Source organism: Actinomadura xylanilytica, from assembly GCF_030283145.1.
In the GTDB taxonomy this organism is placed as follows: Bacteria; Actinomycetota; Actinomycetes; order Streptosporangiales; family Streptosporangiaceae; genus Spirillospora; species Spirillospora xylanilytica.
In genome coordinates this window covers 89,059-112,464 of sequence record NZ_JASNWE010000009.1, presented here as the reverse complement: position 1 = coordinate 112,464, position 23,406 = coordinate 89,059, and the positions used below count along the sequence as shown (strand labels likewise).

The window sequence follows — 23,406 nt, the reverse complement described above, 5'->3', positions numbered from 1 at the left end:
CAAGGGTCGCGCTCGCCCAAGCCAGGTCGGCGTCCGGGCCGCCAGGCGAGAACGCCGGACCGGGCTTTTGAAACACGGTCTAGGAGACCTTCGCCAGGGGGTCGGGCGTGGCGCCGCTCCACCGGTACATGGTGACATTGCTCGTCTGCTTGGTGACTCCGTCCTCCACCACGGTGCCGTTCTTGGAGACGTAGTACCGGCCGTCCCCCAGGGAGATCAGCCCGTACTGCCCGCCGCTCTCCCAGCCGCGGACTCCGGTGGCGGCGTCCTTCAGGCCGTGCCGGGCGAGCGGCAGGAGCAGTCCGCGCTCCGGCTTCGCCTGCCCCTTGATGACGCCCTTGTGTGGACGGGCCTTGGCGTCGACGGTGAAGAGCGAGTAGTTGGGGAAGCCCGGCTTGACGCCCTTGTAGGCGGCCATCATCCAGGTGCGGGTGTACGGGTCGTACTCCAGGTTCTGCGCACCGTAGGTCGTGTTCCCCGTGTAGACGAAGTACTTCCCGTCCACGCGGGAGGGGCCGCTCGTGTGCGGGGCCTCCTGCGTCAACGGCCGCTCGTACTTCTTCCACTGGCCGACGTCGTACTGCAACAGCACCTGGTGGTCGTTGTCCTGCCGGGACGTGTTGGAGTAGATGCCGTACGCGACGGTCAGCGTGTTGCCGTCACGCTGCTTCCCGCCCTTGCCGATCTCCGGCCCGAACGCCACGCCGTCGATCCCGCTGCACCCGTACCGGTGGTCCTTGGTGTTGCCGGTGTCGCCGTCGAACTTCCCGTCGCCGTCCATGTCGGCCGAGTAGTCGCCGACGACCTCCTTCAGGTACACGGTCGACACGACCCCGGACGTCTCGGCGTCCATGCCCAGCCGGTCGATCTTGTCCACGTCGAAGATGGCGATGTAGAAGGACTTGGCCTCCTTGTACTCCAGGGACCCGTAGACCCTCCCGTCCTTGGCGTTGAAGTCCAGGTCGCCGACGTGTCCGGTGAAGCCCGACACCGATCCGACGGGCTTGCCCTTCAGGTCGGTCTTCACCAGGAGGTTGGTGAACGAGAAGTACATGTAGCCCTTGGCACGGTCCACGGCGATGCCCTGCACGTGCCCCGAGGCCCATGCGCCGCCGTACACCTCCTTGGGCAGGTTCTCGCGCGCCTGCGCACCGGGCGCGACGAGCAACGATCCAGCGACCAGAACCGAGGTGGCCAGCGTGATCGGAAGCAGCTTCCGCATCGATTCTCCGTTTCCATGGCGGTCATCAATCCAAGATCATCACCTCATCTGACCACATCGCGACGTAAACGATCAATCGGTCACAGATGAAGATTTCGGGGCGAACAGCGAACCCTTCACCGCGGCGGGCCGCCCGGCTACGGTTGCGGGTGACGGACGTCGCGGACCCTGGAAGGCCCCATGACCGACAGCAGCGCCCCCGCACCGGGGATCGACACCCGCCGGCCGCACCAGGCGAGGATCTGGAACCACTGGCTGGGCGGCAAGGACAACTACCCGGTCGACCGCGACGTCGGCGACCGGATCATGCGGGTGTTCCCCGAGATCGCCGACATCGCCCGGCACTCCCGGGCGCTGCTGGTGCGCGTGGTGCGGTTCCTCGCCGAGGAGCAGGGCGTCCGCCAGTTCCTGGACGTCGGCACCGGCATGCCCGGCCTCGACAACACCCACGAGGTCGCGCAGCGCGTCGCGCCCGGCGCGCGGGTCGTCTACGTCGACAACGACCCCCTGGTGGTGGCGCACGCCCGCGCGCTGCTGACCGGCCTGCCCGCAGGCTCGTGCGACTACCTCGAGGCCGACGTCCGCGACCCCGGCGACATCATCGAGCGGGCCGCGGCGACGCTGGACTTCTCCCAGCCGATCGCGCTGCTGCTGCTCGGCATCATCGGCAACGTGCCCGACGAGGACGACCCGGTCGCGATCGTGCGCACGCTGACGTCCCGGCTGCCCTCCGGCAGTTTCGTGGTCGTCAACGACGGCACCAACGTGCTGGGCGTCACCGACGACACACCGGCCGACGCCACGGCCCGCGCCGAGGCGCTGCGACTGTGCGCGGACGCGGGCTCGGTCCCGTACCACGCGCGCACGCCCGGGTTCATCGCCGCGTGCCTGGAGGGGCTGGAGCTGCTGGAGCCGGGCGTGGTGTCCACCCCGCTGTGGCGCCCGGACTTCCCGGAGATCGACGAGATCGAGCCGCTCGACTCGTTCGGCGGCGTGGCCCGCAAACCCTGACCACTCGTCCGGGCCTATGACGCGACGAAGGGCCGGTGCGAACGCACCGGCCCTTCGTACTCACTGTGGAGCTATGGGGATTCGAACCCCAGACCTCCTCCATGCCATGGAGGCGCGCTACCAACTGCGCCATAGCCCCAGGTCGGATCGGGAGGCTCTCGCCCCGACGATCGGCCATGCACGAGCTTAGTGCACGCTGGAGGCAGGTCGGTACATCCGCTCCACTCAGAGGCGGACCAGCATCTTCCCGGTGTTGGCGCCGCGGAGCAGCCCGAGGAAGGCGTCCGCGGCGTTCTCGATGCCGTCGACCACGGTCGCCTCGGTCCGGATCGACGCGGCGAACCCGGCCAGCTCGGGCATCAGATCGGCGTGGTCGCTGGCGATGAACCCGCGCAGCGTGAGCCGCTTGCCGATGGCGAGCGCGAGGTTGTCGGGGCCCGGCACCGGCCCGGCCGCGTTGTACTGCGCCACCGCCCCGCACAGCGCGACCCGCCCGTGCAGGCGCAGCGCGGCGAGCGCGGCGCGCAGGTGGTCGCCGCCGACGTTGTCGAAGTAGACGTCGATCCCATCGGGAGCCGCCTCGCGCAGCCGCTCCTCCAGCCGTCCCTCCTTGTAGTCGATCGCGACGTCGTACCCGAAGTCCCCGGTCAGCCGCGCGGCCTTCTGCGGGCCGCCCGCGGAACCGATGACCCTGGACGCGCCGAGCCGCCGCGCGATCTGCCCCGCCACACTGCCCACGGCCCCGGCTGCGCCGGACACGAAGACGACGTCGCCCTCCTTCACCGGCGCGATCCTGGTGAGGCCCGCGTACGCGGTGAGCCCGGTCAGCCCGAGCACCCCCAGGTACGCCTCCGCGGACGCCGAGGTCGTGTCGATCGCCCGCACACTGCCGGCGTCGACCGTGGCGTACTCGCGCCAGCCAAGCCCGTGCAGGACGGTCGTCCCCACGGGCACCGCCTCAGCGCGGGAGGCGACCACGGTGCCGACGGCGCCGCCGTCCATGGCCTCACCGAGCTTGAAGGGCGGGACGTACGACTTGGTGTCGTTCATCCGGCCCCGCATGTACGGGTCGACGGAGATCCAGTCGTTGCGCACCACCACCTCGCCCTCCCCGGGCTCGGCGACGGGCACCTCGGCCAGTTCGAAATCGGACGGCACGGGCTCGCCGTCCGGACGCGCCACTAGGCGGACCTCACGGGACACGGTCATGGAACCTCCAGTGTTGTGTGTACACACACACACGCTACAACGCGTGCACATACACACAAATCACCTAGGCTGGGGCCATGTCCCCCGCGAAACAGCTCGGTGAGTCCGACCTCCCCCCAGAGGACCTCGCCTTCTACGGTCTGGTCTGGGCCGGCAACACCCTCGGCCAGCGGGTCGGCCGCGAGCTGATGCGCCACCACGGCCTGCCCCTATCGTGGTTCGAGGTGCTCCTGTGGCTCTCCTACCAGGACGCCCCGGTCTCGGTGTCGGACCTGGGGTCGTGCACCATGCTCAGCCGCAGCCAGGTGTCCCGCGTGGTCGACGCGCTCCACGAACGCGGGCTGATCGAACGCGGACGCTCGCAGAACGACGCGCGCTCGGCCGAGCTCGCCCTCACCGCCAAGGGCCGGACCGCCTTCGGCGAGGCCGACGCCACCCGCCGCGCGGCACTGGACGGCGCCTTCACCGGCACGCTCGACGAGGACGACCTCGCCTCCCTGGTCAAGATCTGGGGCAAGCTCAAGGACGCCTGACCCGCCGGGCCGCCCCACGGGCCCGAGTACACCTAGGGTCTGTCTCAAAGTGCCTCGGCCGTCGGCGAGCGCGTTATCTGGCCGGTGGGGCGAAGCCGGAGGCGAGCCCCACCGGCCAGATCGCGAAGCGATGTCGCGCTCGCCCAAGCACGGTCGGCGTCCGAGCCGCCAGGCGAGAACGCCGGGCCGGGGGTGTTGGGAACACAGCCCAGGAGCCGTCCGGCGGCGTTCCCGTCCGGACGCCCGGTCACGTCCCCAGGGAACGTCCGCCGTCGACGATCTGGACGGTGCCGGTGATGAACGACGCGCGGGCGCTCAGCAGGAAGACGCCGGCTGCGGCGACCTCCTCGGGCCGCGCGACCCTTCCGAGCGGGATCCCGGCGTCCACCGCGACGCGGCGCACCTGCTCCGCGACGTCCTCCGGATCGCCGGTCATGCCGCCGAGCAGCGCGCCGCTGGCGGTGTAGCCGGGGGCCAGTACGTTGACGGTGATCTCGCCCGGCCCCAGCTCGTGCGCGAGGGTCTTGGCATAGCCGATCAGGCCGGACCGGGCGATGCCGGACATCGCATACTTCGGGATCAGCTCCCGGACCGTCTCGCTCGTGACCATCAGCACCCGGCCCCAGCCCGCGCTCCGCAGCCGGGGCAGCGCGGCCCGCACCAGCCCGATGTGCGCGATCATGCCGAGCTCGACCGCCGCGCGGTAGTCGTCCGGGCCGAAGCCGCCGGCCGGGCCGGCGGGCGGCCCGCCCGCGTTGGTCACCACGATGTGCACCGCGCCGTGCTCTTCGGCCGTCTCGTCGACCCACGCCTGCGCGCCCGCGGTGTCGCGGATGTCGAGCACCCGGGTGCCGACCACCGCCCCCGGCTCCTCGCGGAGGGCGTCGGCGGCCGTCTTCAGCCGCCCGGGGTCGCGGCCCGCGATCGACACCTTCGCGCCCTCGCGCACCAGCTCACGGGCGATCGCCAGGCCGATGCCCGACGATCCCCCGGCCACCAGGGCGACCTTGCCGCTCAGTCCCAGATCCAACGTCGATCCCTCATCTCGTGCCGGTGCCGGTGCGGTGGGGAGGCTCCCCGAGCATGATCACTCGCAGCGGGCCCGGCCCGCAATGGCCGGCGGAGGGTGGAAACGCGTCAGGGGCACCGCCTTGACGGCGGTGCCCCTGACGTACGCGCGATCTCGAGTGGAGCTATGGGGATTCGAACCCCAGACCTCCTCCATGCCATGGAGGCGCGCTACCAACTGCGCCATAGCCCCGCGCTACTGCGTGGACTCTCATCCCGCAGCGCTCAGCCAGTGTATAGGACACCGGCCGCGTACTCGAATCGATTGCGGCGCCCCCGGACAGCCCCGGCGGCCCTCGCGGCCCCGGACGACCCGGAGGCGCCGTTCGGACGTCGGCCGGACGCCCGTGCCGGACGCCCGCCGGACGTCGGCCGGATGCGCTCAGGCGCCGTTGTCGGTGCGGTCGTCGCCGAGGACGGGCTCGGGAAGCGTGCCGGCGTTGTGCTCGACCAGCCGCCAGCCGCCGTCGCGCATCTCGGCCAGGACCGACCAGCAGCAGTTGGACAGCCCGCCGAGCCGCTCCCAGACCTCCTCGGGCAGCCCGAGCAGGTGCGACATCCCGAGCCTGAGCGCGGCGCCGTGCGAGGCGACCACCAGCAGGCCGGTCGGCGGAAGCGCGTCCAGGCCGCGTTCCAGGGCCGTGCCGACGCGCTTGGCGACCTGGGCGCTGGTCTCGCCGCCGGGCGGCTGCCAGATGGCGCGCTCGGCCGGGTAGCGCTCGCGGATCTCCCGGTCGGTGAGGCCCTCCCAGGCGCCGCCGTCCCGCTCGATCAGGTCGGCGTCGTGCCGCACCGGCAGCCCGGTGAGCCCGGCGAGGGCCGCCGCGGTGTCGGCGGCGCGCTGGAGCGGGGAGGCGAGCAGCGCGGTGGGGCGCAGCCCGGTCAGCAGTCGGGCCGCGTCCCGCGCCTGGCGGACACCGGTCTCGTCCAGCGGGATGTCGGTCTTGCCCTGGAAGCGGCGCTCGACGTTCCAGGCGGTCTGCCCGTGCCGCCACAGCACCAGCCGCCGCTTGCCCGGCTCGCGGACGGTGCGGGTCTCACTCACTCGGGCTCCCGGCGCGGGCGGGCCGGTCCCGGTGCGCGTGGACGCCCTCGGGCAGCCCGATCAGCGGACAGTCCTTCCAGAGCCGTTCGAGCGCGTAGAACATGCGGTCCTCCTCGTGCTGGACGTGCACGATGATCTCGGCGTAGTCGAGCAGCACCCAGCGGCCCTCGCGCTCGCCCTCGCGGCGGACGGGCTTGGCGCCCGCCTCCTCGCGGAGCCGCCGCTCGACCTCGTCGACGATGGCCCGGACCTGGCGCTCGTTGGACGCCGAGCAGAGCACGAACGCGTCGGTGATGACGAGCTGCTCGCTCACGTCATAGGCAAGAATGTCATCGGCCAGCTTGTCGCCCGCCGCCTCCGCGGCGATCCGGACCAGCTGTACGGCCCTATCGGATGCGGTCACGATGCGCTCGCGATCCTCCCTGTAGGGGTCGGGTCCCGCCAACCATCTCACGGGTGGCGAAGCCCGGCCTCCTCGTCGATACAACGCCGCCGCGACCGGTTCGGCCCGCGGCGGGCCCTCACGTCCAGGGTATGGCGCCGAGCGGGAACTCGCGCCCGCGCGGGAGCGGGCGGGCGGGCGCAGACGGCCGCGGCCAGGGGCCGGAACCGGGCGCGGGGCCGTGGGCGGGGGCGGACGGGCTCAGCCTTCGGGTGCCCGGTAGAGGCCGCGCTTGTTGATGTACTGGACGATCCCGTCCGGGACCAGGTACCAGATCGGCTCGCCCTCGCGGACCCGGTCACGGCACTCGGTGGACGAGATCGACAGCGCGGGGACCTCCATCAGGCTGACCCGCCCGTTCGGCAGGCCGGGGTCGGCCAGCCGGTGGCCGGGCCTGGTGACGCCGACGAAGTGCGCGAGCTCGAACAGCTCGTCGGTGTCGTGCCAGGTCAGCATCTGCTCCAGGGCGTCGGCGCCGGTGATGAAGAAGTAGTCGGAGTCGGGGCCGTGCAGGTCGCGGACGTCGCGCAGGGTGTCGACGGTGTAGGTCGGGCCGGGCCGGTCGATGTCGATCCGGCTGACCGAGAACCGGGGGTTGGACGCCGTCGCGATCACCGCCATCAGGTAGCGGTCCTCGGCGGCGGCGACCTTGCGCTCCCCCTTGTGGGACGACAGGCCGGTGGGCACGAACACCACCTCGTCCAGGGAGAAGAAGTGGGCGACCTCGCTCGCGGCCACCAGGTGACCATGGTGGATCGGGTCGAAGGTGCCGCCCATGATCCCCAAACGCCGCTTTTGCGTCATGCCGACGAGAATAGCCAGCGGCCGGAGTGCTCCGACCGGCAGCCCCTCCCCGTCCGGCGCCGGGCCCCTGGCGGCCTCAGCGCAGGCCCGGCACGGGCGGCTCGCCCGACTCCCAGGACACCACCCGTACCGCCTTGCCGACCTCCGCGCGCGGCACGGTGCCGTCCGGCAGGACCCGGATCTCGGCGGCCAGCCCCAGCGACTCGCGCAGCGCGCGGGCCAGCCTCTCCTGGAGGTCCGCCGGGGCGCCGCCGCCGGGCGCGGCCTCGCAGGCGGCCAGGAGCCGGGCGGCGGGGCGCCGCCGGTCCACGACGAGCTGGTAGTGCGGCGCGATCAGGCCGGATCCCAGCAGGACCCGTTCGACCTCGCTCGGATACACGTTGACGCCCCGGATCACCAGCATGTCGTCGGCCCGCCCGAGGACCTTGCCCATCCGCACCAGGGTCCGCCCGCAGGGGCACTCCGCCCGGTCGAGCGAGGCGATGTCGCCGGTCCGGTAGCGCAGCAGCGGCAGCGCCTGCTTGGTCGGGGTGGTGAAGACCAGCTCGCCGGGGACGCCGTCCGCCACCGGGACGCCGGTGGCCGGGTCGACGGCCTCGACGACGAAGTGGTCCTCGTTGACGTGCAGCCCGTCCTGCTCCAGGCACTCGGTGGCCACGCCCGGCCCGATCACCTCCGACAGGCCGTAGATGTCGACGGCCTTGATCGGCAGGACCCGCTCGATGGCGGCGCGCAGCTCATCCGTCCACGGTTCGGCGCCGAGCACGCCGGCCCTGAGCGCGGGCAGCGCGACGCCGGCCTCCGCCGCCGCCTCACCGAGCCGGAGCGCGTACGCGGGCGTGCAGGTCAGGATGTCGGCCCCCAGATCGGCGAGCATCCGGACCTGGCGCCCGGTCATCCCGCCCGACATCGGGACCACGGTCGCACCCAGCGCCACCGCCCCCTGGTGGATGCCGATCCCGCCGGTGAACAGCCCGTACCCGTACGCGTTGTGGACGACGCTGCCCGGCCCCGCGCCCGCGCACGAGAGCGACCGCGCGCACATCGCCGCCCACAGGTCCAGATCGGCGCGGGTGTAGGCGACGAGCGTGGGTCTCCCCCGCGTGCCCGAGGACCCGTGCACGGCCGCGATCTGCTCACGGGGGACGGCGAGCATCCCGAACGGGTAAGCGTCCCAGAGGTCGCGCTTGGTGGTGAAGGGCAGCCCGCCCAGATCGGTGAGCTCCAGACCGGCGCCGCTTTCGACCCCGGCCTCTCTGAGCCGCCGCCCCTGCACGCCGTCCGCCGCGATCAGCCGGTCGACCAGGCGCCGCAACCGGTCGCGCTGGAGAACGGCCCGCTCGTCCAGCGGCATGGCCTCGGCCTTGGGATCGAACATCGCCCGCCTCCCGCGCAGTCCGAGCGGAGCGCCCGGCCGCGCAGCCGCTCACCCGGTCGCCGAAGTACACCCCCGCACCGCACCCGCGCGCAACCCCGGCGGGAGAGGCCCGGCCGGTGCCGGACGCGGCCCCGCGGCGGGGAACCCTACGGCGGGGCGGTTCGTCGGAACTACCATGCCAGACATGACGGAGAACACACCGGACAGAGCACGGACGCGCTTCCCCGGGATCAGTTCCCGGGCCTACGAACACCCGGCGGACCGGTCGGCGCTGGTGGCGCTGCGCTCGCTGTCGGGGTTCGACGTCGTCCTGCGCAAGATGTCGGGCCTCTTCAACGAGCGGGCCCTCCGGCTGACCTTCCTCGGCGGCAGCGTGCGGGCCGGCGAGGACCAGTTCCGCCACGTGTACGACATGGTGCGCGACGCCGCCTACATCCTGGACCTCAAGGAGGTCCCCGAGGTGTACGTGCGGCAGGACCCGACGCCGAACGCGATGGCGCTGGGCTCCGACCAGCCGTTCATTGTGGTCAACACGGGGCTGGTCGACCTGCTCGACGAGCAGGAGCTGCGGTTCGTCATCGCGCACGAGGTCGGGCACATCCTGTCCGGCCACGCGGTCTACCAGACGATGATGCAGATCCTGGTGCAGCTCGGGTCGCGGCTGGCCTGGCTGCCACTGGGCAACATCGGCATCGCGGCGATCATCATCGGGCTGCGGGAGTGGTTCCGCAAGGCCGAGCTGTCCTCGGACCGGGCCGGGCTGCTGGCCGGCCAGGACCTCGACGCGGCCAAGCGCACGATGATGAAGCTGGCCGGCGGCACCCGGCTGACCGAGATGAGCCAGGAGGCGTTCCTGGAGCAGGCCCGCGAGTACGACGCGGCCGGCGACGTGCGCGACGGGCTGCTGAAGTTCCTCAACCTGCTGCCTCAGTCGCACCCGTACGCGGTGATCCGGTTCGCCGAGATCGACCGGTGGGCGCACAGCGGCGAGTACCAGCGGATCCTCGCCGGCGACTACCCGCGCCGCGACGACGACGACAGCGCCTCGGTCACCGACGAGATCCGCAACGCGGCCGGCGCGTACCGCGAGTCGTGGGAGCGGACCGCGGACCCGTTCGTCGGGAAGATCCGCGACGTGGCCGACGCGGCGACCTCGGCGGCGGGCGGGCTGTTCGACCGGTTCAACCGGCGCGACAACGGGCCGACCGACCGCGCCAACTAGGGACCGCGACCCGGCGCGCACGAGGGCCGGCCGGGAGCAGGATCAGGGCCGTCGCGCCACGGACGCGGCGGCCCTTCCCATGCCCGGCTCCGGGATGGACCTCGGACCGAACTCGGACCGAACTCGGGACGGAGTCGGGACGGAGTCGGGACGGAGTCGGGACGGAGTCGGGACCGGTTCGGCTCCGCGCTCGGAACCGGACTCGGAACCGGACTCGGACAGGCTCAGAACGGGGCGGGGACCAGCAGCTCGACGTTGCGGTCCTCGGGCTTGCCGCGCCGCTCCTCCTCGCGTTCCTGCCAGTCGTTGCCGGCCAGCTCGCGGGAGAGCGCGGCCAGCCGGACGGGGTCGCCGACGGCCCCGCCGAACGACTCGGGTCCGGCGGAGTCGAGGACGGTCGCGAAGACCGACAGCGTGCCGTCGCCGTTGTCGGCCAGCTCCACGATCCGGCTCTGCTGCGGGAAGTCGATGTGCGAGGCGGTGTTGACCTCCCAGAAGCCGCCCCTGCCCTCGCGGGGGTGCGGGACGACCTCGTTGCGGTGCGTATGGCCGTTGACCCACAGCACGACGTTGGGGAAGCGCAGCAGCAGCGCCTTGACCTCGTCGCCGAGCACCCGGTCGCCGCCGAGCGGGTTCGACAGCGACGCGATCGGGTGGTGGCTGAACAGCACGAACAGCCGGTCCTGGACGTCGTGCGCGACCGGCTCGCCGTCGGCGCCGGTGTAGCGGCGGCTGCCCGCCTCGAGCTGCGCCTCCAGCCACCGGAACTGGGCCCGGTCGAACGAGCCCTCCGAGTAGCCGTTGGGGTTGACCGTGTCGAGCGCCAGCCCGCGCACGATGCCCCGGTCGAACGCGTAGTAGGCGGTGCCCTCGCGCAGGTTGGCCTGGGTGAAGCCGTGGCCGCGGAGCGCGGTGGCGGTGGTGAAGTGCTCGCGGACGACCTCGGCGCGCGACAGCATCCGGCGCGCCGGATCGGGGGTGACCTGCCGGAACAGCCCGCCGCCGGCGCCGCTCTCGCGGCTGAGCGCGACGAGCTCGACGGCGTTGCCGTCGCGGAGCATCCGGGCCAGCCGCTCGGCCTGCGCGTCGTCGGCCGGGGCGCCGATCTTGATGCCGCCGGTCGCCAGCGTGCCGACCAGCGGGTTGACGGGCAGGTTGCCCTGGATGAGGCCGTCGTGGTTGCCGAAGACCGCGAGCCACGGGCTGCGGAGCCCGGCGGCCTGGAACGGCTTGCGGGCGGCGTCGAGCAGCCCCTTGACCCGCGGGAAGCCGTACTGGGCGAGGGCCACGTCGGGCTGCGCGCCCTGCGGCGGCCCGTCCGGGTGCCAGAACCGCTGGTCGTAGGCGGCCCGGTCCATCACGCCCTCGTACCGGGCGGGGTCGCCCGAGTCGGGCCGGACCCGGCCGCCGTCGAGCAGGTCGATGATCCAGCGCAGCTCGTTGTACTGGACGTTGTCGGCCGCGTCGCCGGTGTTGATGGTGAACGCGAGGCCGAGCCCGGTCGCGGGGCCGCGGCCGACCCGGTTGATCGCCCGGACCATCGCCTCGGCGACCTGGGTGGTGAGGATCTCGTGCGGGCGGTAGGCGCCCTCCACGGGCAGGACCGACAGCGCGTCCTTGAACCGGTCGAGGAACTCCACCCGGGCCGGCGACTGGGCGTCGACGATGTGCACGTCGGTGAGCTGGCCGAAGGCGAGCACGCCGCGCCGCCGGGCCGCGCGGCCCGGATCGGCGGTGCCGCCGAGGTCGCGGCGCAGCAGGTGCGGTTCGCCCGGCCCCGCGACGACGCGCCGGTACCCGCCGGCCCCCGGGCCGCCGAGCAGCAGCGTCCGGTCGAGCGTGGTGCCGGCGACCGGGCCGCGCAGCCCGGCGGCCCGGCCCGGCCGTGCGGGCGCGAGGGGCGCGGCGGAGGCCGGGCGCGCCGGGAGGGCGGCCAGGCCGGTGGAGGCGATCCCCGCCCCGAGGGCGGCGTTCCGCAGCACGCGGCGACGGCTGATCTCTGGGGTCACAGTGCTGAATCAGACCACACTGACAACGTGACAACAATGAGCACAGTGTCACATTCTTCTCACCCCGGACGCCACCGGCCCGGACGCGGCCCCCGCTCAGGTCCGGATGTGGCCCTCGCCGGTGACGATGTACTTGGACGAGGTCAGCTCGGCCAGCCCCATCGGCCCGCGGGCGTGCAGCTTCTGGGTGGAGATCCCGATCTCGGCGCCGAACCCGAACTCCTCGCCGTCGGTGAAGCGGGTCGAGGCGTTGACCATCACCGCGGCGGAGTCGACCAGCGCCACGAACCGCTTGGCCGCGGGCTGGGACGTCGTCACGATCGCCTCGGTGTGCCCGGACCCGTACCGGCGGATGTGCGCGACCGCGTCCTCCAGGGAGTCGACCACGCGGGCCGCGATGTCGAGCGACAGGTACTCGGCGCGCCAGTCGTCCTCGGTCGCCGCCACCACGTCGTCGCCGAACGCCCGGACCCGGTCGTCGCCGTGCACCGTGACGCCCTTGGCGCGCAGCGCCTCCAGCGCGCGCGGCAGGAACGCACCGGCGATGCCGGCGTGCACCAGCACCGTCTCGGCGGCGTTGCACACCGACGGCCGCTGGGTCTTGGCGTTGACCAGGATGTCGACCGCCATGTCGACGTCGGCGGCGGCGTCGACGTACACCGCGCAGTTGCCGACCCCGGTCTCGATCACCGGCACGGTGGACTCCCGCACGACCGAGCCGATCAGCGACGCGCCGCCGCGCGGGATCAGGACGTCGACCAGCCCGCGGGCCCGCATCAGGTGCTTCACCGAGTCGCGCGAGGTACCGGGGACGAGCTGGACCGCGTCCGCCGGGACCTCGGTGCCCTGGAGCGCGGCCTGCATCACCCGGACCAGCACGGTGTTGGACTCGAACGCCGAGGACGAGCCGCGCAGCAGCGCCACGTTCCCGCTCTTGAGGCACAGCGCCGCGGCGTCGACGGTCACGTTCGGGCGGCCCTCGTAGATGATCCCGACCACGCCGAGCGGCACCCGGACCTGGCGCAGGTCGAGCCCGTTCGGCAGCACGCCGCCGCGCACCGACTCCCCCACCGGGTCGGGCAGCGCGGCGACCTTGCGGACGGCCTCGGCGATCGCGGCGACCCGCTCCACCGTCAGGCTCAGCCGATCGACCATCGTCTCGGAGATGCCCGCCTCGCGGGCCCGCGCGACGTCGCCCTCGTTGGCCTTGACGATCTCGGGCGCGGCGGCGAGCAGGCCGTCGGCGACGGCGTGCAGGGCCCGATCCTTGGCCGCCCTCGGCAGCGGGGCCAGGACCCCGGCGGCCGTCCGCCCGCGCTCGGCCACCCGCAGGAACTCCTCACGCTCCCGCTCGGTCTCGCTCATCACCGGCTCCTCTTCCGTCAGTGGGCTGTAAAGATCACCAGATCGTCGCGGTGGATGATCTCGCGCTCGTACTCGGGGCCGAGCTCGCGGGCCAGCCAGCGGGTGGAGCGGCCCATCAGCTCCGGGATCTCGCCCGCGTCGTAGTTGACCAGGCCGCGCGCGACCACCAGGCCGTCGGCGCCGCACAGGTCGACGGGGTCGCCCGCGGCGAAGTCGCCCTCCACCCCGGTCACCCCGGCGGGCAGCAGCGACTTGCGGTGCCGGGCGACCGCCTCGACCGCGCCCGGGTCGAGCAGCACCCGGCCCTGCCCGGTGGTGGCGTGCGCCAGCCACAGGTGCCGGGTGGACAGGCGCCGCCCGTCGCCGGGATGGAACAGCGTGCCGACGGCGTCGCCGGCCAGCGCCCGGGAGGCGGACGCGGCGTCGGTCAGCACCACCGGGACGCCCGCGATGCGGGCCGCCTCGACCTTGGTGACCATGCCGCCCGTGCCGACCCGGCCGGAGCCGCCCAGCCTGATCCCCTCCAGGTCGGCCGGGCCGCGCACGTGCGCGATGCGGCGCGCGCCGGGGTCGCGCGGGTCGCCGGTGTACAGCGCGTCGACGTCGGACAGCAGGACCAGCGCGTCGGCCCTGGTCAGATGGGCGACCAGCGCCGCCAGCCGGTCGTTGTCACCGAACCGGATCTCGTCGGTGGCCACCGTGTCGTTCTCGTTGACGATCGGCAGCACGCCGAGGTCGAGGAGCTGGGCCAGCGCCCGGCTGGCGTTGCGGTGGTGGGTGCGGCGGATCATGTCGTCGGCGGTCAGCAGCACCTGCCCCACGGTCACCCCGTGCCGCGCGAACGAGGAGGTGTAGCGGGCGAACAGCAGCCCCTGCCCGACGCTCGCCGCGGCCTGCTGGGTCGCCAGGTCGCGGGGCCGCCGGCTCAGCCCGAGCGGGCCCAGCCCGGCCGCGATCGCCCCGGACGAGACGAAGACGACCTCGGTTCCGGCGGCGCGCCGGGCGGCCAGCACGTCCACCAGCGCGTCGATGCGGTCGGCGGCGATCGCGCCCTGGGGGGTGGTGAGCGAGGAGGATCCGGCCTTGACCACGATCCGGCGAGCCTTGGCTATCGACGCGTGCTCGGTGCCCATGGGGGGTGTCTCCGTCGGTCAGGGGGCGGTCAGCGGTATCCGTCCAGGCGGCGGTCGGTGCCGCGCGGTCCGACACCGCCGGACCCGGACGCGACCTCGGGCTCCCAGTCGAAGACGATCGACTCGTCGGCGGTGCCGATCAGGACGGTGGCGCCCGCGTCGGCGCCCGCCTTGGCGAGCGCCTCCTCCACGCCGAGCCGGGCCAGCCGATCGGCGAGGTAGCCCACCGCCTCCTCGTTGGCGAAGTCGGTCTGCCGCAGCCACCGGACCGGCTTGGCCCCGGTGATCAGGAACGTGTTGTCGCCCATGGACCTGACCTCGAACTCGGCGTCGCCGCCGACCGGCTTGGGCCGGATGACCAGCCTGGTCGGCTCGACCGCCGGCAGCGAGGCGCGGTGCTCGGCGACCATCTCGGCCATCGCGAACGACAGCTCGCGCAGCCCCTCGTGGCTGGCGGCCGACACCTCGTAGACCTTGAACCCGCGCTTCTCGAACTCGGGCCGGACCAGCTCGGCGAGGTCGCGGGCGTCCGGCACGTCGACCTTGTTGAGGACCACCAGCCGGGGCCGGTCCGACAGCGGCCGGTCGCCCAGCACCCGGTCGTAGGCCTGGAGCTCGCGCTCGATCACCTCGAAGTCGCTGACCGGGTCGCGGCCCGGCTCCAGGGTCGCGCAGTCGAGCACGTGCGCGAGCGTGGAGGACCGCTCGATGTGCCGCAGGAACTCCAGCCCGAGGCCCTTGCCGTCACTCGCGCCCTCGATCAGCCCCGGCACGTCGGCGATGGTGTAGGTGGTCTCCCCCGCGCTTACCACGCCGAGGTTGGGCACCAGCGTGGTGAACGGGTAGGCGGCGATCTTGGGCTTGGCCGCCGACAGTGCCGCGATCAGCGACGACTTGCCCGCGCTCGGGAACCCGACCAGCGCCACGTCGGCGACGCTCTTGAGCTCCAGCACCACGTCGCTGGAGTCGCCCTCCTCGCCGAGCAGCGCGAACCCCGGGGCCTTGCGCTTGGCGGAGGCCAGCGCGGCGTTCCCGAGCCCGCCCCGGCCGCCCTGCGCGACCACGTAGCGGGTGCCCTCGCCGACCATGTCGGCGAGCACCTCGCCGCTGGACGACTTGACCATCGTGCCGTCGGGCACGGGCAGCAGCACGTCGCCGCCGTCGGCGCCGGTGCGGTGCCCGCCCTGCCCCTGCTTGCCGTTGCCGGCCTTGCGGTGCGGGCGGCGGTGGTACTCCAGCAGGCTCGCCGAGTTGGAGTCCACCTCCAGGATCACGTCGCCGCCGCGCCCGCCGTTGGCGCCGTCCGGGCCGCCCAGCGGCTTGAACTTCTCGCGGTGGACGGAGGCGCAGCCGTTCCCGCCGTTGCCCGCGGCGACGTGCAGCACCACCCGGTCCACGAACTGCGCGCCCGATCCGGTTCCTGCGGCCACGGTGCCCCTCCTCGCTGTCGGCCCTGCCTGAACAGGGCAAAGGGGCGGACCGACACGGTCCGCCCCTTTGTCAAGAACTCGCTACAACGGCGGAATCACTCCGCCGGCGACGTGATGCTCACCGCGTTCCGGCCGCGGTACCGGCAGAACGTGACCGCACCGGGGACGAGCGCGAACAGCGTGTCGTCGCCGCCGCGGCCGACGCCGGGGCCGGGGTGGAAGTGGGTGCCGCGCTGGCGGACGATGATCTCGCCGGCCTTCACGACCTGGCCGCCGAAACGCTTGACGCCCAGGCGCTGGGCGTTGGAGTCACGACCGTTACGGCTGGACGATGCGCCCTTCTTGTGTGCCATGTGACCGCTCTCCCTTACTTCCCGGCCTGGATTCCGGTGATCTTGACCTCGGTGTAGGGCTGACGGTGTCCCATCCGCCGCTTGTACCCGGTCTTGTTCCGGTAGTGCATGATGTGGATCTTGGGGCCCTTGACCGCGCCGAGGATCTCGGCGGTCACCTGGTAGCTCGACAGGTCGGCCGTGGAGCTGACGACGTTGTCGCCGTCCACGACGAGGACGGCCGGGAACGTCACGGTCGACCCGACCTCACCGGCCAGCTTGTCGACGGTGAGCACGTCGTCGACGGCCACCTTCTCCTGCCTGCCGCCTGCGCGGACAATCGCGTACACCGCGGTAACCCTTCGTCATGCGCGCGCTTCCGGGCTGAACCGGTCCCGCACGTGGTCGTAACCAGCCCCCGGACGGGGGCCTACCCCCGGCCCTGGGGCCGAGGGCGGCACACCGGAGGAGAGATCCCCCGGCGCTCTCTGCTCGAGCTGCTCGATCTCACCGGATCGGTGAGGGGCGCGCCCGGACTCCGGCGAAGGGGCCACGGACGCAGGTTCAGATGACGCGCTCATCGCACGCCGATGCTCAAGGATACCGGATGCCCCGACCGCTCGCGAACGGCGGCCGGCCGGGGCATCCGGCCCTGGACCTCGTCAGTCGGACGTGGTCTCGCCCGACGCGCCCTGCTCGGCCGTCTGCGCGACGGCCCGCGGCCGCCGGGTGCGGCGGCGCCGCCCGTTGCCGGCCGCCTCGCCCTCGGTCTCGGCCTCGCCCTCGGCCCCGGTCTCCTGCGTCGCCGAGGCGGTGCCCGCGGGCGCGGTCCCGTTCGCGGCGGCGCCGTTCGAGCCGGTGTGGTCCTGTGCCGGCGTGCCCGCGGGAAGCGGCTCGACCGCGTCGAGGACGCCCGGACCGGCGTCCGTCACCTCGGCGGCGGCGTCGGCCGCGTCCACGGTCGCCTGGGCGCCGCTCTCGGGCTCGTCCGCCGGGACCGGAGCGGACTCCGGCTCGGTCGCCTTCGCCTCGGTCGCCTTCGCCTCGGCGGTCTTCGCCTCGGTCACCTTCACCTCGGTGGGCTCGGGCTCCAGCGGCTCGGGCGGACCGGCCTGCCGCTTGGCCGCGCCGCGCTTCACCCGCGGCTTGGCGGGGGCGGGCTCGGGGGCGGACGCGGCCACCGGCTCGGCCGTCTCGGTGCGTCCCCGGCCGCCCGTGTCGCGCGACAGCTTCTCCTCGACCGCCTTCTCGACCTCGCCCTTGCGCTTGCGGCGACGGCCGCCGGCGTCCTTGCCGGACGGCTTCTCCGGCTTGTTCTCCACCGGCGTCAGGTGCACGTGGATGCCGCGGCCGTTGCAGCTCTCGCAGGTCTCGGAGAACGCCTCGACCAGGCCCTGCCCGACCCGCTTGCGGGTCATCTGGACCAGGCCCAGCGAAGTGACCTCGGCCACCTGGTGCTTGGTACGGTCGCGCGACAGGCACTCGACCAGGCGGCGCAGCACCAGGTCACGGTTGCTCTCCAGCACCATGTCGATGAAGTCGATCACGATGATGCCGCCGATGTCGCGCAGCCGGAGCTGGCGGACGATCTCCTCGGCCGCCTCCAGGTTGTTGCGGGTGACGGTCTCCTCGAGGTTGCCGCCCTGCCCGGTGAACTTGCCGGTGTTGACGTCGATGACCGTCATCGCCTCGGTGCGGTCGATGACCAGCGAGCCGCCGCTCGGCAGCCAGACCTTGCGGTCGAGCGCCTTGGCGATCTGCTCGTCGATCCGGAACGCGGTCAGCGCGTCCTGGTCGCCGTCCCAGCGCTCGACCCGCTCGGCCAGGTGCGGCGCGACGTACTCGACGTACTCCGAGACCGTGTCCCACGCCTCGGCGCCGGACACCACCAACTTGCCGAAGTCCTCGTTGAAGATGTCGCGGACGACCCGGATGGTCAGGTCGGGCTCGCCGTACAGCAGGGACGGCGCGGAGGCGTTCTTGACCTTCTTCTGGATGCTGTCCCACTGGGCCGCCAGCCGGGACACGTCGCGGGCCAGCTCCTCCTCGGTGGCGCCCTCTGCGGCGGTGCGCACGATGACGCCCGCGTTCTCGGGCATCACCTTCTTGAGGATCTGCTTGAGGCGGGTGCGCTCCTTGTCGGGGAGCTTGCGGCTGATGCCGGTCATCGAGCCGTCCGGGACGTACACCAGGTAGCGGCCGGGCAGCGAGACCTGGCTGGTCAGCCGGGCGCCCTTGTGTCCGAGCGGGTCCTTGGTGACCTGCACCAGCACCGACTGGCCGGACTTCAGCGCCGACTCGATGCGGCGCGGCTGGCCCTCCAGCCCGGAGGCGTCCCAGTTGACCTCGCCGGCGTACAGCACCGCGTTACGGCCCTTGCCGACGTCGACGAACGCCGCCTCCATCGAGGGCAGCACGTTCTGCACCTTGCCGAGGTAGACGTTGCCCACGTACGACTGGTGGGTGGCGCGGTTGACGTAGTGCTCGACCAGCACGCCGTCCTCGAGGACGGCGATCTGGGTGCGCTCGCCCTCCTGGCGGACCACCATGACCCGGTCGACCGCCTCGCGGCGGGCCAGGAACTCGGCCTCGGTGATCACCGGCGGACGGCGCCGGCCCTGCTCGCGGCCCTCGCGGCGGCGCTGCTTCTTGGCCTCCAGCCGGGTCGAGCCGCGGACGGACTGGACCTCGTCCTCGACCGTGCGCGAGTCGCGCACGTGCACCACGGTGTTGGCCGGCACCTCCTCGGCGCCCTCGCCGTCGGCCCCGGTCCGGCGCCGGCGGCGGCGCCGGCGGCGGCTCGACCCGCCGGGGCCGGAGTCGCCGTTCTCGTCGTCGTCGCCGGAGTCGTCGCGGTCGCCGTCGCCCGCCTGCTCGTCCCTGGCGTCCTTCTTGGCGTCCTTGCCGCCCCGGGCCTTGGCGCCCTTGGCGCCCTTGGCGGGCTTCTCGGACCGTTCCTGCCGCTCGGCCCGGTCGGGCTTGTCGGCCGGCTCGTCCGCGGCCTCGTCGGCCTCGTCGTCATGGGCCGACTCGTCGTCGCCGGCCTCCTTGCCGCCCCGGCCGCGACCACGGCCGCCGCGGCGGCGGCGCCGCCGGGAGGGCCGGTCGCCGGACTCGTCGTCCTCGTCGCGCTCGTCGGACTGGGCCGCCTCGTCGGCGTCCTCGTCGGCGTGGGCGTCCTCGTCGGACGCGGGTTCGGCCTCGGGGCCGGTGGCGGGGACGGCCTTGGGCTCGTCCTTGGGCCGGACGGCGGGTGCGGCCGAGGGCTGCGGCGGCTGGAAGACCACCATCGGCGGCTGGAAGGTCACCGACGGCACGCCCACGCCGCTTGCGGGCTCGGCCTCCGACACCCGCGCGTCGCTCGCGATGCCGGACGCACCGGTCGCGGGCTCGTTGCCCGGCGCGACCGGCACCTCGGGAACGGGCGGCACGGCGGCGCCGGTCCCCGTTCCGGCGGACGTGTCGGCGCCCGCGGTCGTGGCGGCGCGCTTGCGGGTGCGACTGCGCGTCGTCCGCGCGGGCTCCTCGGCGGCGGGCTCGGCGGCGGGCGCCTCGGACACGTGCTCCTCGGCCGGCTGGGCCGCGGGCTCGGGCGCGGGCTCGGCGGGCTCCGCCGCCTTGGCCGCCTTGGTGGTCTTGGCGGCCTTGGTCTTGGCCGTGGTGGTGCGGGCCGCCCTGGTGCGGGTGGTCTTCTTGGGCGGCGCAGCCTCAGCGGCCTCCTCGGCCGTGCTCTCGCCGCCGGACGCCCCCTGCGGGGCCCCCGTGCCCTTGGACGCCGTGTCCTCGGACGCCGTGCCCTCGGCCGGTGCGTTCGCGGACGCCGTGGTGGCGGGCGCGGGTGCCTGCGCGGCGGGCGCCGGGGTGGCGATCACCGCGGGGGTGTCGTCGACCTCCGGCGGCGGGCCGGCGGGCCTGCTGGCGGCGCGGCGGCGCGGGCGCGAGGTCGTCCCCGCGCTCGGCGCACCCTGGTCTCCTGTGCCTTCGGCCGCGGCCGAATCGGCTTCGTTCTCTAGCATGCGGGCAATCTCCCGTCAGGTTCCCGGGCGCGTCCGCCGGCTCCGCCAGGGGGCGGACCGGTGCGGTGCGCCGCACGGGAACTCTCCGTCAGTCGTCGGCGTCGCCACTGCCGGACGGTCGTCCGGCGATGACGACGAAGTCGTCGGGGGTGCGCCCGTCGTTCCCTGAGGCCGGTTCCGTGCTGCCACGGCTTCGGCCCTTACGAGCAGGCGCTGACGACATCCGCGCTCGCGGCCCCGCTTGACTGCGGAAGCACAGGACCGCCGGCCGCTCCAGCGTCGTCGCCGGGCGGCTGCTCGGTTACCCGGCCGGGGTGAGCCCGGTCGGGATCCAGCGGATCCGTGAGTCCACCGGTGTCCGCGTCAAGGGGCCCCTGCGCCAGCCTGGTCACCAAAGGCGGTGACGGCGGCGCGAGGTCGGCGACCTGGCGCAGTCCGGTGAGGATGTCGTCGGGTCGAACGGCGGGTGTGGTATGCCGAACAACCATTCGAAGTATCGCACAAGGGGCATCCGCCGCCTCCGCGGCACGCCGGTCCAGCTCACCAGGTTCTGCCTGGAGAGCGCTGACCGCGGCGCGCACGTCGAAACGGCGCCGCCCCTTCTTGGTGAGGCGTTCCACCTCGATCGCCCCGGCGCCGAGGAAGGCGGCCACGGCGGCGGCGGCGTCGCGCTCGGCGACCCCGTCGAGCCGGATCCGCCACTCGGACGCCTCGAGCCGATCGGCGAACGCGCCCGGCTTGACCGGGGCGTCGCCCTCGCGTCCCTGCCGTACGGGCACGACATCGACGATGTCGAGACCGGCGGGCAGTGCCGCGTCGAGATCGGACCGCACCCGCGCAGGGTCGCGGGCCTCGATGAGCCCGATCTCGAGGTACTCGGCCTCACTGGCCACCCCTGTCGCCGCCGCACCCGCGTACGAGATCTTCGGGTGCGGGGTGAATCCGGCGCTGAACGCGACAGGGATCCCGGCGCGCCGGACGGCGCGTTCCACGGCCCGGGAAATGTCGCGGTGGCTCGTGAACCGCAGCCTGCCGCGCTTCGCATAGCGAACGCGCAGGCGCTGGGTCACGGGGGCCGGCGCTGGACCCTCCGGCATGGGAGCCAGGGCTTTCGTCCTTCCTACTCGTGTCGAGTCGAAAACGTCTCTCTATAGAGTACGGTGCGCCCGACCCCCTCGCGCCCGGCAGGACCGCCGCAAGGACCCCCGGAGAGCCCGGAGCCCATGGCCCGGGGCGCCCGGAGACGACTTTCGAATATCCCGGCTCAGACCACCGAGAGCGGCAGCAGCCGCTTTCCCGTGGGCCCGATCTGGATCTCGGTGCCCATGGTCGGGCAGACGCCGCAGTCGTAGCAGGGCGTCCAGCGGCAGTCCTCGACCTCGGTCCCGTCGACGGCCTCCTGCCAGTCCTGCCAGAGCCACTCGCGGTCGAGGCCGGCGTCGAGGTGGTCCCAGGGCAGCACCTCGACCTCGTCGCGCTCGCGCACGGTGTACCAGTCGAGATCGACGGGCTCGCCGGCCAGCGCGGCGCCGGCCGCGGCCGTCCAGCGCTCGTAGGAGAAGTGCTCGGTCCAGCCGTCGAACCGGGCCCCGTCCTCCCAGGCGGCCCGGACGACCTTGCCGACCCGCCGGTCGCCGCGCGACAGCAGGCCCTCGATGACCGACGGCTGGCCGTCGTGGTAGCGCAGGCCGATGGCGCGGCCGTACTCCTTGTCGGAGCGCAGCACGTCCTTCAGCGCCCGCAGCCTGCGGTCGACGGTCTCGTGGTCGCACTGCGCGGCCCACTGGAACGGGGTGTGCGGTTTGGGCACGAACCCGCCGATGGACACGGTGCAGCGGATGTCGCGGCGGCCGGTGGCCTCGCGGCCCGCCTGGATGACCCGCCGGGCCATGCCGGCGATGGCCAGCACGTCCTCGTCCTCCTCGGTCGGCAGCCCGCACATGAAGTAGAGCTTGACCTGGCGCCAGCCGTTCTCGTAGGCGGTGGTGACGGTCCGGATCAGGTCGTCCTCGCCGACCATCTTGTTGATCACCTTGCGCATCCGCTCCGAGCCGCCCTCGGGCGCGAACGTCAGCCCGGAGCGGCGTCCGCCCCGGGAGAACTCGTTGGCGAGGGTGATGTTGAAGGCGTCGACCCGGGTGGACGGCAGCGACAGCGAGGTGTTGGTGCCCTCGTAGCGGTCGGCCAGGTCCTTGGCGACCTCGCCGATCTCGCTGTGGTCGGCGCTGGACAGGCTGAGCAGCCCGACCTCCTGGAAGCCCGACTCCTTGAGGCCCTGGTCGACCATGGCGCCGATGGTGGTGATCGACCGCTCCCGGACCGGACGGGTGATCATGCCGGCCTGGCAGAACCGGCAGCCCCGGGTGCAGCCGCGGAAGATCTCCACGCTGAACCGCTCGTGCACCGTCTCGGCCAGCGGGACCAGCGGCCTCTTCGGGTACGGCCAGGCGTCCAGGTCCATCACGGTGTGCTTGTCGACCCGCCACGGCACGCCCGGGCGGTTGGGCGCGACCCGCTGGATCCGCCCGTCGGGCAGGTAGGTCACGTCGTAGAACTTCGGCACGTACACGCCACCGGACGCGGCCAGCCGCAGCAGCAGCCCGTCGCGGCCGTCCGGGCGGCCCTCGTCCTTCCACTCGGCGATCACCTCGGTGATCGCCAGCGCGATCTCCTCGCCGTCGCCGAGCACGGCGGCGTCGAGGAAGTCGGCGATCGGCTCGGGGTTGAACGCGGCGTGCCCGCCGGCCAGCACGATCGGGTGCTCCTCCCCCCGGTCGGCCGCCACCAGCGGGATGCCGGCCAGGTCGAGGGCGGTCAGCATGTTGGTGTAGCCGAGCTCGGTGGAGAACGACAGGCCCAGCACGTCGAACGCGGCGACCGGCCGGTGCGCGTCGACGGTGAACTGCGGGATGCCATGCTCGCGCATGACGTCCTCGAGGTCGGGCCAGACCGAGTAGGTGCGCTCGGCCAGCACCCCCTCGCGCTCGTTGAGGATCTCGTAGAGGATCTGGACGCCCTGGTTGGGCAGCCCCACCTCGTAGGCGTCGGGGTACATCAGCGCCCACCGGACCCGGGCCGCGTCCCAGTCCTTGACCTGGGAGTTCAGCTCGCCGCCGACGTACTGAATCGGCTTCTGCACGCGCGGGAGCAGCGGCTCCAGGCGCGGGAAGATCGACTCGACAGGCAT

19 protein-coding genes and 2 tRNA genes are annotated in these 23,406 nt (G+C 73.1%); 3 read left to right on the top strand and 18 right to left on the bottom strand.

The annotated features are described in order from the left end of the window. Positions 1–79: 79 nt before the first annotated feature. A complete protein-coding gene (locus tag QP090_RS37050) occupies positions 80–1,222 on the bottom strand; it encodes a hypothetical protein (RefSeq protein WP_285944434.1) in 1,143 nt (380 codons plus the stop codon). Positions 1,223–1,402: 180 nt separating this feature from the next. Between QP090_RS37050 and QP090_RS37045 the strand changes: the two genes are divergently transcribed. After that, positions 1,403–2,233, top strand: coding sequence for an SAM-dependent methyltransferase (locus tag QP090_RS37045; protein WP_285944433.1), 831 nt, complete (start codon positions 1,403–1,405; stop codon positions 2,231–2,233). 66 nt (positions 2,234–2,299) lie between these two features. Here the strand turns inward: QP090_RS37045 and QP090_RS37040 are convergent. Then, positions 2,300–2,372 (bottom strand) — tRNA-Ala (locus QP090_RS37040). Between the two features lie 86 nt (positions 2,373–2,458). Beyond that, the gene (locus tag QP090_RS37035) at positions 2,459–3,442 is read right to left on the bottom strand and encodes an NADP-dependent oxidoreductase (protein ID WP_285944432.1); all 984 of its coding nucleotides are present in this window, start codon (positions 3,440–3,442) and stop codon (positions 2,459–2,461) included. Positions 3,443–3,519: 77 nt separating this feature from the next. Between QP090_RS37035 and QP090_RS37030 the strand changes: the two genes are divergently transcribed. After that, a complete protein-coding gene (locus QP090_RS37030; RefSeq protein WP_285944431.1) occupies positions 3,520–3,975 on the top strand; it encodes a MarR family winged helix-turn-helix transcriptional regulator in 456 nt (151 codons plus the stop codon). A 247-nt stretch (positions 3,976–4,222) separates the two neighbouring features. Here QP090_RS37030 and QP090_RS37025 read toward each other — a convergent pair whose 3' ends face one another. From QP090_RS37025 to QP090_RS37000, 6 genes are all read right to left on the bottom strand, one after another. After that, complete coding sequence (locus QP090_RS37025) at positions 4,223–5,005, bottom strand: SDR family NAD(P)-dependent oxidoreductase (RefSeq protein WP_285944430.1); 783 nt, start codon at positions 5,003–5,005, stop codon at positions 4,223–4,225. Positions 5,006–5,163: 158 nt separating this feature from the next. Beyond that, positions 5,164–5,236 (bottom strand) — tRNA-Ala (locus QP090_RS37020). Positions 5,237–5,425: 189 nt separating this feature from the next. After that, a complete protein-coding gene (locus tag QP090_RS37015) occupies positions 5,426–6,088 on the bottom strand; it encodes a histidine phosphatase family protein (RefSeq protein ID WP_285944429.1) in 663 nt (220 codons plus the stop codon). Further along, on the bottom strand, positions 6,081–6,491 hold the full coding sequence (gene rsfS, locus QP090_RS37010) for a ribosome silencing factor (protein ID WP_285944428.1): 411 nt from the start codon (positions 6,489–6,491) through the stop codon (positions 6,081–6,083). The genes QP090_RS37015 and rsfS overlap by 8 nt, the downstream gene beginning before the upstream one ends. A gap of 240 nt (positions 6,492–6,731) precedes the next feature. Then, positions 6,732–7,334, bottom strand: coding sequence for a nicotinate-nucleotide adenylyltransferase (gene nadD, locus QP090_RS37005; protein ID WP_285944427.1), 603 nt, complete (start codon positions 7,332–7,334; stop codon positions 6,732–6,734). A gap of 76 nt (positions 7,335–7,410) precedes the next feature. After that, complete coding sequence (locus QP090_RS37000) at positions 7,411–8,712, bottom strand: phenylacetate--CoA ligase family protein (protein WP_285944426.1); 1,302 nt, start codon at positions 8,710–8,712, stop codon at positions 7,411–7,413. Between the two features lie 184 nt (positions 8,713–8,896). Here QP090_RS37000 and QP090_RS36995 point away from each other — a divergent pair, with 184 nt between their 5' ends. Continuing rightward, positions 8,897–9,934 (top strand): M48 family metallopeptidase, encoded by a 1,038-nt coding sequence (locus QP090_RS36995; RefSeq protein WP_285944425.1) that lies wholly within the window; start codon positions 8,897–8,899, stop codon positions 9,932–9,934. A 224-nt stretch (positions 9,935–10,158) separates the two neighbouring features. Here QP090_RS36995 and QP090_RS36990 read toward each other — a convergent pair whose 3' ends face one another. The 9 genes from QP090_RS36990 to QP090_RS36950 all read right to left on the bottom strand — a co-directional run bounded on the left by QP090_RS36990 (position 10,159) and on the right by QP090_RS36950 (position 23,406). After that, on the bottom strand, positions 10,159–11,943 hold the full coding sequence (locus tag QP090_RS36990; protein ID WP_285944424.1) for a TIGR03767 family metallophosphoesterase: 1,785 nt from the start codon (positions 11,941–11,943) through the stop codon (positions 10,159–10,161). 96 nt (positions 11,944–12,039) lie between these two features. Next, positions 12,040–13,308, bottom strand: a complete 1,269-nt coding sequence (locus QP090_RS36985) for a glutamate-5-semialdehyde dehydrogenase (protein ID WP_285944423.1) — start codon at positions 13,306–13,308, stop codon at positions 12,040–12,042. 17 nt (positions 13,309–13,325) lie between these two features. Next, on the bottom strand, positions 13,326–14,441 hold the full coding sequence (proB, locus tag QP090_RS36980) for a glutamate 5-kinase (RefSeq protein ID WP_285944422.1): 1,116 nt from the start codon (positions 14,439–14,441) through the stop codon (positions 13,326–13,328). A gap of 29 nt (positions 14,442–14,470) precedes the next feature. Next, the gene (gene obgE, locus QP090_RS36975; RefSeq protein WP_285944421.1) at positions 14,471–15,871 is read right to left on the bottom strand and encodes a GTPase ObgE; all 1,401 of its coding nucleotides are present in this window, start codon (positions 15,869–15,871) and stop codon (positions 14,471–14,473) included. Positions 15,872–15,966: 95 nt separating this feature from the next. Beyond that, entirely contained in the window at positions 15,967–16,224 is a 258-nt protein-coding gene (rpmA, locus tag QP090_RS36970; protein WP_285944420.1) for a 50S ribosomal protein L27, read from the bottom strand. A gap of 14 nt (positions 16,225–16,238) precedes the next feature. Then, on the bottom strand, positions 16,239–16,553 hold the full coding sequence (rplU, locus tag QP090_RS36965; RefSeq protein WP_285944419.1) for a 50S ribosomal protein L21: 315 nt from the start codon (positions 16,551–16,553) through the stop codon (positions 16,239–16,241). A gap of 312 nt (positions 16,554–16,865) precedes the next feature. Next, the gene (locus QP090_RS36960; RefSeq protein ID WP_285944418.1) at positions 16,866–20,219 is read right to left on the bottom strand and encodes an Rne/Rng family ribonuclease; all 3,354 of its coding nucleotides are present in this window, start codon (positions 20,217–20,219) and stop codon (positions 16,866–16,868) included. Between the two features lie 200 nt (positions 20,220–20,419). Further along, complete coding sequence (locus QP090_RS36955) at positions 20,420–21,316, bottom strand: TIGR03936 family radical SAM-associated protein (protein ID WP_285944417.1); 897 nt, start codon at positions 21,314–21,316, stop codon at positions 20,420–20,422. A 167-nt stretch (positions 21,317–21,483) separates the two neighbouring features. Beyond that, the gene (locus QP090_RS36950; protein WP_285944416.1) at positions 21,484–23,406 is read right to left on the bottom strand and encodes a TIGR03960 family B12-binding radical SAM protein; all 1,923 of its coding nucleotides are present in this window, start codon (positions 23,404–23,406) and stop codon (positions 21,484–21,486) included.